The organism is Rhodoblastus sp., assembly GCF_041915505.1.
Taxonomy (GTDB): Bacteria; Pseudomonadota; Alphaproteobacteria; order Rhizobiales; family Beijerinckiaceae; genus Rhodoblastus.
Map to the genome: position 1 here is coordinate 1 of NZ_JAYSBG010000430.1, position 2,695 is coordinate 2,695.

At 66.9% G+C, this 2,695-nt stretch carries 4 protein-coding genes and 1 pseudogene; 4 read left to right on the forward strand and 1 reads right to left on the reverse strand.

The window, feature by feature from the left end; all coding sequences use genetic code 11:
• Positions 1–27: 27 nt before the first annotated feature.
• The 4 genes from pdxH to ACE3S9_RS18100 all read left to right on the forward strand — a co-directional run bounded on the left by pdxH (position 28) and on the right by ACE3S9_RS18100 (position 2,090).
• Positions 28–609, forward strand: coding sequence for a pyridoxamine 5'-phosphate oxidase (gene pdxH, locus ACE3S9_RS18085; RefSeq protein WP_374547871.1), 582 nt, complete (start codon positions 28–30; stop codon positions 607–609).
• Positions 606–1,052: an NUDIX hydrolase gene (locus tag ACE3S9_RS18090; RefSeq protein WP_374547868.1), complete on the forward strand. Its 447-nt coding sequence runs from the start codon at positions 606–608 to the stop codon at positions 1,050–1,052. Before pdxH ends, ACE3S9_RS18090 begins: the two co-directional genes overlap by 4 nt.
• A 50-nt stretch (positions 1,053–1,102) precedes the next feature.
• The gene (locus ACE3S9_RS18095; RefSeq protein WP_374547869.1) at positions 1,103–1,678 is read left to right on the forward strand and encodes a TIGR02301 family protein; all 576 of its coding nucleotides are present in this window, start codon (positions 1,103–1,105) and stop codon (positions 1,676–1,678) included.
• A gap of 154 nt (positions 1,679–1,832) precedes the next feature.
• Entirely contained in the window at positions 1,833–2,090 is a 258-nt protein-coding gene (locus ACE3S9_RS18100; protein WP_374547870.1) for a hypothetical protein, read from the forward strand.
• 3 nt (positions 2,091–2,093) lie between these two features.
• On the opposite strand, the pseudogene ACE3S9_RS18105 reads toward ACE3S9_RS18100, so the two are convergent.
• A pseudogene (locus ACE3S9_RS18105) lies at positions 2,094–2,695 on the reverse strand (hypothetical protein); the annotation flags it as partial.

Genomic DNA, 2,695 nt, shown 5'->3' on the forward strand with positions numbered 1-2,695 from the left:
GCATTAACGGGTCGTAACCAAAGACCGTTGCGCGAGCCTTTCGCGCGGTTCGGGGAATGGCTGGCCGAGGCGGAAAAACACGAGATCAACGATCCCAACGCCATGTGTCTGGCGACGGTCGACGCGGACGGCCTGCCCAATGCGCGCATGGTGCTGCTTAAGGGCTTCGACGACGACGGCTTCGTGTTCTACACCAATCGCGAAAGTGCGAAGGGGCGGGAATTGACCGCTCAAAGCGCGGCGGCGGGCGTGCTGCATTGGAAGAGCCTGCGGCGCCAGTTTCGCTTTCGCGGTCTGGTCGAGCCGGTCAGCGACGCCGAATCGGACGCTTACTTTCACAGCCGCCCGCGCGACAGCCGCATCGGCGCCTGGGCCAGCCAGCAATCGCGGCCGCTCGAAAGCCGTTTCGCGCTGGAAAAGGCGGTCGCGGTCCATGCCGCCAAATTCAACATCGGCGCCGTGCCGCGCCCGCCCTATTGGGGCGGCTATCGCATCCGCCCCGTCGAGATCGAATTCTGGACCGACAAGCCGTTCCGTCTCCATGAGCGGCTGCGTTATACGCGCGAAAAGCCCGAGGGCGACTGGCTGACCGAGACCCTCTATCCGTGAGCCTGTCGCGCCGCCTTTATCCGGCGCAGCCGGCTCTGGCCGTCAGCGTCGCCGTGTTCCGCGAGGGCAAGGTTCTGCTCGCGTCGCGCGCGGAGGAGCCTTACCGGCGCCTGTTCACGCTGCCCGGCGGCCTGGTCGAGGTCGGCGAGACGGTCGAAGCCGCCGCCTTGCGCGAATTGCGCGAGGAGACCGGCGTGCTGGCGCGGCTCGTCGGCTTCAACCGGATGGTGGAGCACATCGCCCGCGACGATGCGGGGCGCGTCGAGCGCCATTATGTCATCCTGTCCTTCGCGGCGCGCTGGATCGCGGGCGAGGGCGAGCCCTCGCCCGAGGCCGCCGAAATCCTCTGGCGCGCGCCGGGCGATTACGAGGGGCTTTCCCTGACCCCGATGCTGTCCCATATAGTCGCAGACGCCATGCGAATCGTGGATGGCTCGGTATGAGATTTTCCGCGCGGTCGGCGCGTCTTCTGATGGTTGCTTTGGGATTTTGCGTGGCGGGCGAGGCAGCGACGCCCGCTCGCGCGCAATTCTTCTTTCCCTTTTTCGACAACCGCCCGAGCAAGAGGCCGGACGCCGACTTCTGGGGGCGGCGCCGCGACGACGATTCGGCCCCGCAAAGGCTGCGCCCCCGGCCGCATCGGGAAAAGCCGCGCGCCGCCGAAGGAAAAAAGCCGAAAGTCCCGGAGGCGGCCAAGGGACAGACCGTCGAGGCCAAGGCGAGCGACGCCCCGGTCGTCGAGGGGCCGCCGCCGCCCTATGAGCCGCAATTGCTTCGTTTGTCCGAAATCATGGGTGCGCTGACCTATCTGCAGACGATCTGCGGCGCCAATGTAGGCAAGACGAGCGGCGCGGAGCCCTGGCGCGAGCAGATGGAAAATCTGATGAACGCCGAGGCGGCGGGGCCGTCGCGTCGGGAAAAGCTCGCCGGCGCCTATAATCGGGGCCTGCAGGGCTATCAATTTTCCTATCACGCCTGCACGTCCAACGCCCAATTGGCCCGCCAGCGCTTCCTTGACGAGGGCGGGCAATTGGCCCACGACATCTCGGCGCGCTTCCGCGCCAATTGAGCCCGGCGAAGGGCGTCCGGGCGCTTCCATAGAGCGTTGTTTTTTCGTTGCGTTTTTCGCGCTGATTTTTCGTGACAAGGCGTGAAGAAATATTAACCGTTTCTTAAGACGCGGCTCGCCACGGACGCTTTGGCCCGCTAAGGTCGCAACTATCATGACTTTCGCGGCTTCCCCCTTTCCAGAAATCAGCGGCGCCGAAGACGAGCGCCGCGCGGCCCTCGCTTATGTCACCGAGGCGTTCGCCGAGGCGATCCTGGCGGGAATCGAGAGCGAAAGCTTCGCCCATGCCGCGCTTTTCGCGGCTTTGCAGGAACTGGTCGAAACCTATGGCGAGGAGGCGGTGGCGAGTTTCACCGGCCGCCTGCCGGAGCGGGTCCGGGCGGGCGAATTCACCATCGCGATGAAGCACTGAAAATCAGAAAGGCCGCCGCGCGGTCTGCGTCGCCGGATCGGGCAGGGCGAACAGCGCCGCGAGGCGCCGCAGCAGGCGGTCGGCCGGGCCGAACGACCGGGCGCGGCGATCCATCGAGCGTTCCGGCGCGACGAAATTCAGGGAAAGCGGCAGCGGCTCGCGCAGCAGCGGCTCAAAGGCGCGGCGCAGGCGCGCGCCCTGGCGCCGCCATTCGCTGGCGCGGCGCATGAGATCGGGCTGCGATTCGAGCGCGGCCGCGACTTCAGCGCTCCGGCTTTCGTCGAGCAATTCGTCGACCAAACGATGCAGATCGCCTTCGGTGACGGGGGCGGACGTCCGCCGTCCAGCCCAAGGGCGGTCGACCCAAGGGCGATTGGCCAAAGCGACGCTGGCCCACGAAAGGCCGACGCAGCGAATCGCGGCGAGATGGGAGCAGGCTTCGCCCGAGATCGCGCTCGCCAGCCGCGCCCTGGCGAAGGCCAGCCGCGCCAAAGCGCGCTCGGCCGGCATGTCCAGCACGGCGCCGGCCTGATCGTAATTGAGACGCTCCAGGGTGACGAGCGCGAGCAGGGCGCGCAAATCGAGATCGAGCCGGGGCAGCGCCC